At 34.9% G+C, this 6808-nt stretch carries 2 protein-coding genes; both read right to left on the bottom strand.

Going from position 1 to position 6808, the window contains the following annotated elements:
- Positions 1-146: 146 nt before the first annotated feature.
- Positions 147-1916, bottom strand: a complete 1770-nt coding sequence (locus HOG71_06735; protein ID MBT5990532.1) for a hypothetical protein — start codon at positions 1914-1916, stop codon at positions 147-149.
- 198 nt (positions 1917-2114) lie between these two features.
- Positions 2115-6485, bottom strand: coding sequence for a T9SS type A sorting domain-containing protein (locus tag HOG71_06730; GenBank protein MBT5990531.1), 4371 nt, complete (start codon positions 6483-6485; stop codon positions 2115-2117).
- Between the last annotated feature and the right edge of the window lie 323 nt (positions 6486-6808).

Here is a 6808-nt window from a genome sequence, read left to right as displayed (position 1 = left end):
CAAGCTGAATCCCAAAAAATACTAGAGGAAATAGAGACTGGTTTTTGGAAGCATCACAAACGAATAAAGCAATCCTTCAAAACCATAAATTGCCTTAATACGCTTATTTTAGATGAATCCCTATATGATATTGAATAAGATACAAATTACTTACTCGACCAAGCCTGCTCAAAATACAGTTTGTTTTTCTTAAAATAGGAGGTAGAGCTTTTCCAATCATATCGGTATGAAGCATTTCTAATTCCTTCATATTCTGTAATTGAGCTCCACAGATATTTTTGGTCAGCTTTAAAGTATGTAAAAATATACTCTTCTACAAAAGGGGTCGCATTTTCATCTGCCCATAATCCTGAGTTATACACCACTTTTACTGAGAATTCACCTTCAGTTATAGCAAACATAACAGCCATCGCTTTTTCCTTTATCAGTGACTGGTTGTGAGTTTGAAGCTTGTAGTTTCTATTTTTCGATCCAGTATAAACAGCAATAATTGGCTTTGTGGCTCCCCCTTCTGTAAACTCATACTCATCGATAGAAAGATAGACAAGTGCATCTTCCAGCCCATCACTATTCACATTCCCAAAACACGCATGTTTGATATGATGTTTGGGAAAATCATCCTTTACACTTTGTCGTAACCTGGAATATTTTGAAGTCATTTCCAAAAAGGTATCTCCATCAAATTTCAAGATTTTATACTTGACATTGAAGGGTAAATAACTGTATGGTGGGTCACAACTACTTTCTTGGGGAAAATCAATACTTTCGCCATTTTCATTGATGGATATCACCCTGTTTTTCCTGCCTCCAAATTCGTTGGGAAAGATGAGTGCATATTGTTGACTATAACCAGCATCGCCTATGCCATAATCGAAACCTGCATACTTTAATGTAGTACCATCCCAATAATACAATTCTTCTCCACTTGCTTTACCACAGGCCTCTCCTACTATTTCAACAGCCAAAAACTGATAGGCAGTATCTAATCCCATGCAACCTTTTTCGTAGAGATAGTGCGCATCATAGGATGCCCTTTTTTTCTGTTCATAAATCAACTTATTGTTTTGATACACATAGATGCCATTGCTGGTGTGTAAAAAAGCAATTCCCTTAAACTTATTGCTTTTAATATATCGTTTGCTGATTGAAACCAGCGTATTAAAAACATAACCTGTGTCGTTTCCTACTAAAAGCTGATGCCAATTTCCTCGTTTTTCCTTATCATAGGTATGATGCGCTCTTATGACTTTTACCTTAGCGTGTACCGACAGAATTTTAATCACATCTGCATCAATATGTGGCTGTTTGCGTAGGTTTACATTATTTTTTGCAATCAGGCTGTATTCAAAATCGATATACTTTCCAGTGAGGTATGAATCGTCAGTCAGTGTAATATTGGATTTTGTTATCGTTTTAAAATCCCATTCAAACAACTCATAACTTTGATCGAAATATTTAACAGCAATTATTTCTTTACCCTTGCTGTTAAAGGTTTTTCCTAATGATAAAACTAGCTGAACACCCTTTTTTTCCTTCCTTGAAAAAGAGCTTTCATAGGTCAGAACATCTTTATGTAATACTTTTATGCCTAAAACATTGTCAGTTGAAAATCCTACCAGAAATAGATCATCCACATTCAGCATACTTTTAAAACGGGATGTACAAAACACTCCTCCCCAAACAAAAGCCAGCGTATCATTATATACAATTGGTCTCCAATAATCAATACGTCCATTAATGGTGTCTTTGTATGCTTTTTGTCCGTCACACCTTTCTAAAGTCTGATTACATTGTAGGGTTCCAATAATTGCCCCATTTAAGCTTGGTTTTGCCCTTACGTTAGCCTTGTTTTCAAAAATTGTATTGTAGCCATAATTGGGAATATAGCTTTGAGCATTTGCTTGGATTGCCAGCATTAGCAAAAAAAAGATAAAATGCACATATCGTATTGAAAGGTTTGTTTTCATTTCTTATATAGCGGGTAAACGGTATTTGCCTTCATTTATTTGAAGAAATAAAAATAATAACATCTACTTTAACAACAATTCTGTTGACTCTTAGATGTTTCCTTCCAAATTACAATTCTAAAAAAAGACTATTTGAATCGGCAAATTCTATTGAGTAATAATCCTAACATTTCTCACAAAGTTTTTACTTTGAATTGTAAGTGTGTAAATACCTTTAGGATATGCGGAAATATCAATAGCCTTTGATACCTTATTTTGTTTGATATCAAGCTCTTCTTCAAATACAGTTTTGCCGTTTATATCAAAAACAAATAGGCTGACCTTACTATTATCGCTACTTCCCTGCAAACTCAACACAAACTTGCCTTGATTTGGGTTAGGATATAATTGCATTGAAAAAGATTCACCTTTATCGATTCCAATATCATGTATAATGTTGATTGTAATTGTATCGTATCCAACACAACCTTTATCATCTAGTATCCGAATCCAAAAATCATGTTTGCCTAAACCATAAGATGTATCAATTTCTATAAATTCATCAGTTGAAGTTGTTGACCACAAATAATCAGTATATCCTGTTTTTGCATTCAATACAAAATTCTGAATGCGAATACTTTGAATAGTGATAGCTGTATCATTTCCAAGCTCAGCTTGTGGCAATTCACGAACAGTCAGATATAGCGAGTCATAATCGGAACAAGCTTTGTCGGATGTAACTTTCACCCAATAATGACCTTCCTTTTCAGCATTAAATGAAGGCTGTGTTGTATTATCTTGCCATAAATAAGTGGCATTTAAAGTTGTTGCATCCAATATTACTACATCTCCACTACAAATTGCTGTATCATTTCCAAGGTTGAACACAGGTAGTGGATCAATCGAAAGGTTTACTGAATCATAATTGATACAACCACTCTGATCGGTTACCTTAACCCAATATAAACCAGCAGTTGTAGCAATAAAATCAGCTGATGTTGTGTTATCTTGCCACAAGTAGGTTGATGCTGTATTTGTCACATCTAAAAACAAACTTTCACCAATACATATGGCCGTATCATTCCCAAGATTTACAAGCGGACCAGCCTTTATAGTCAAATACACTGAATCAGTTATTGAACATTGATAATTGTTTGTTACAGTCACCCTGTAAGAACCTTCTTTTGATGCTTTATAAATTCCTTGTGTAGAATTATCTTGCCACACATATGTGCAATATATAGTGGCTACATCCAACACTATTGATTCTCCTTCACATATTGTAGTATCGTTCCCTATTTCAAAAATTGGGACAGAATTAATTGTCACATGAATTGAATCCGTTTTCTTGCAATTGTTTCTGCTTACTTCAACCCAATAATCACCAGTTTTATCAACACTAAAAGTTGATTTTGTTGAATTGTCATGCCATTTATAGTTTGCACCCATTAATGTTGCGTCTAAAATAAGTGGATTGCTCTTACAAAAAGTAGTATCATTACCTAGATTCACCTGGGGTAGTGGAATAATAAATAACTCCATGGAATCGGCATTTATACACCCAAAACTATTGGTTACTTCAACGCTATAAACACCTTTTTTAGTTGCATGGAATGTTGAATTCGTGCTATTATCCTGCCAGCGGTATGTACTTCCCGAAGAAGCAGCATTCAATACCAATTCATCTCCATCACAAATCGATTTATCATTGCCCAGATTAACTCCAGGTAATGAATTAACAGTCAAATTAATTGTATCTCTGGTACTGCATCCGTTTGAATTTGTCAATTCTACCCAATATACGCCTGTTGTTAATGCAGTGAAAGTCGGATATGAACTATTGTCTTGCCAAACATAGCTTACGCCTGCAGTAGTTACATTAAGTATTAAAGAATCACCATTGCAAATTGACGTATCATTTCCCAGATTAAAAACAGGAGATGCAATTACTGAAAGAATGAAAGTATCTGTTGTAGCACAACCTGTAGAATTTGTTACTTCTACCCAATAGGTTCCAGCAGCTGAAGCGTTTAATGTGGCTTGTGTACTATTATTCTGCCATGCATAATTAACAGATGACTGCGTTGCATCTAATAGCACTGATTCACCATCACAGATAGTTGTATCACTCCCCAGATTTACTAGTGGATAATTTTCTACAGAAAGTGTAAGTGAATCAATTAATGAACAACCAAAACTATTGGTTACATTCACCCAATAAGTACCACTATTAAATGTTTTAAAATTTGATTGCGTACTACTATTTTGCCAATAATAAGATGCATTATTTACACTTGCATCCATTACAATTGAATCACCGACACAAATTGAGGTATCTGCACCTATATCAAAAGCCGGAAGTGCATTAAAAGTAGCTATCATAGTATCTGAAACTACACATCCCAAACCAGTGCTTACGTCTACCCAATAGGTTCCAGAAATTGTTGCATTAAAACTAGACTGAGTACTGTTATCCTGCCAGAGATAGCTTGCTCCGGAAAAAGTAGCATCTAAATTCAGTGTGTCGTTCGTACATAATGAGCTATCATTTCCTAAACTAATACTGGCAGGAGCACTAAAAAAGACAATAACAGTGTCACTGACAGAACAACCGTCTGCTCCAGAAATGTTCACCCAGAATGTTGAAGTTCCAGTACCAGCAGTTGTTGTATCTAAAACAAGAATAGTATCGGATGAAGCATCTGACCATAGATAGGTTGCTCCGGAAAAATAACCAGGTTGAAGTGTTAAATTATTTCCATAACAAGTTCCAACTGAGTCCTCTAAACTTGAGTTCAGTTCTGTAATTGTTATTGAGGATGTAAATGTATCATTTGTGGGATTATGATCGGCAAATGATTTCACAAAAGCTTTAATTGTATAATCCTTAGCAGTTGTAAGGTTTGCCTTTGTTGAAAAAACATATAGTACAGAGTCAAGTCCAGCAATTGAGGAAGAGTGTATTTCATCAATAACACTTCCACCATCAATTTGATAACTAACTGGAATATTTGCAATGGCATTTGTATCAAGATTTTTAATCCATGCCGACACAGTTGCAGTAGCATTCAAATAGCTGCAATTTGCGGGACTAACTAAATCTGAAATGGTTAAATCAGCACAAGAAGCATATTCATCAGCACCAATATCAGGATGAGAGGCGTCTCTGTTCTCATCATCTATATCATCTGTGATTTGCGATACAGGTGTGCCCAAACCTTCAAAAGACACATTTGATGGATGAATATGAAAATCAGATGTTGAAACAAACTTAGGATCAATAATCACTGAATTCGCATCCTGAGAAGAATTTGATTGGTATGAGGAAAGGTTTGTATATGTTGTTCCTTTCCACCAGACTTTGAAACCATTGGAATTGTAGAAATTATTATAATCGATATCAGATGATACCTGATTATGCACTCGTAACAATTCTCCACCTGAAACATTGTTTGTGATGTTATTATTGCGAGCTACTGTATTGGGTGTACTGCTTAAAGCATCAAACCAAAGACTTTTAGCACCACTACCAGATGACATAACTATGGTGTTGTTATAGACTCTTAAATAGCTAACATGTTTTGTATATATACCTGTCATATTACTAGTATAAGATCCACTGTATTGAACTATATTGTTTGCTACAAGTATTTCCTGCGACCAGGAAGATCCACCACCACCGGGAGCATTTGCTACCTGTATTACTCTTGTGTGATTTACAGTACTTGCTAGTTCAACTGTATTTTTCAATATCCTTATCGAATGTCCGGTTGGCCACATATTAATAGCTCTTGATGCTCCAGATTCTGATGAATAAATAGAGTTACCAATAATGTCCATATTACTGTTTCCACTGACATTAATTCCAATATTTCCAAAATTGATTACTGTATTTCCATTAATATTATTGAAAGCTGACGATCCAACACTACCTATTAGTCGTATTCCGTCATAGCCCTTTTCAATGGTATTATTTTCAATAGTTACATAGCTTGTATTGGCAGAACCTGAGCCGCTTACGGAGCTATAATTTGCAAAACCACAACAATAATACGTTGATGAATTATTCGGAAGTAAGATGTAACAACCTTTCACAGTAATACTATCTGCACCACTGAGAAACTGAAATCCATAACCATAGTTTCCTTGAACTTCAACTCGGATATTTTCAAAAATCACATGACTGCTTGCTGTAAAACATACAACAGGCCGGTTTGAAGAAGAAGGAGAGTAAAATAGCAAAGTTGAATCACCATGTCCAATAAAAGTAATGGTGTTTGTGGCACTTGCACCTGAAATAACAGGAATCACAATTTGTTCATTAAACATCCCTGTATCAACCAAAAACACAACAGAACTAATAACACCATAAGTTGACAAAGTATCAATGGCTTGTGTAAATGATGAAAAATTGCTTCCACTTCCACTTCCAATGGTATAGTTTCCACTCAATGGGACAGCTTTTACATGGTTTACTGAAATAAGAAAAGAGGCTGTTACAATTAACAGGATTATATATTTTATTTTAGACAGTATCATAAAACGTTTTAGTTGCTGTTTCAGAATTATATTAGATCAGCAACAAATATAATATACGCAAGTATTAATATATCAATGCACTATTTCTCCTTTGAGGATACTGATAAATCAATGTTATTGCGAATGATTGAAAAGTAGTGGAGATTGCTTTTAGAGAATTAATTCATCTCAAAAGCTTTTGAGAAAAAATAGAGGGTGTAAATTAAACTCTGTCCAAAATCGTAAATTTGATTATGGATCAGAACTATTTAGACAATTTAGAAGAAAAAGCGCTAGAACAGTTTAAGAGTGGGAAGTCGCTTTTTGGAAAAGATGGAGCGTTT

Source organism: Bacteroidota bacterium (genome assembly GCA_018698135.1).
Lineage (GTDB): Bacteria > Bacteroidota > Bacteroidia > CAILMK01 > JAAYUY01 > JABINZ01.
This window is presented reverse-complemented; position numbering and strand designations above follow the sequence as displayed.